A 452-nucleotide genomic window follows, 5' to 3' on the forward strand; every position below is an offset into this window, starting at 1 on the left:
GGGAACTCATGGGAGACTGCCGGTGATAAACCGGAGGAAGGTGGGGACGACGTCAAGTCATCATGGCCCTTACGAGTAGGGCTACACACGTGCTACAATGGTCAGTACAAAGGGTTGCCAACTAGCAATAGTGCGCTAATCCCATAAAGCTGGTCGTAGTCCGGATTGGGGTCTGCAACTCGACCCCATGAAGTCGGAATCGCTAGTAATCGTAGATCAGAATGCTACGGTGAATACGTTCCCGGGCCTTGTACACACCGCCCGTCACACCATGGGAGTGGGCTGCAAAAGAAGTGGGTAGTTTAACCTTTCGGGGAGGACGCTCACCACTTTGTGGTTCATGACTGGGGTGAAGTCGTAACAAGGTAGCCCTAGGGGAACCTGGGGCTGGATCACCTCCTTAAACGACATGATTGCTTGTTTTACGCTGAGTGTTCACACAGATTGTCTGA

1 rRNA gene is annotated in these 452 nt (G+C 52.4%); it reads left to right on the forward strand.

What is annotated here, in order from left to right:
* Positions 1-403, forward strand: a 16S ribosomal RNA gene (locus tag Q0796_RS18160); the annotation flags it as partial.
* Positions 404-452: the final 49 nt, after the last annotated feature.

The organism is uncultured Ferrimonas sp., from assembly GCF_947489035.1.
Taxonomy (GTDB): domain Bacteria; phylum Pseudomonadota; class Gammaproteobacteria; order Enterobacterales; family Shewanellaceae; genus Ferrimonas.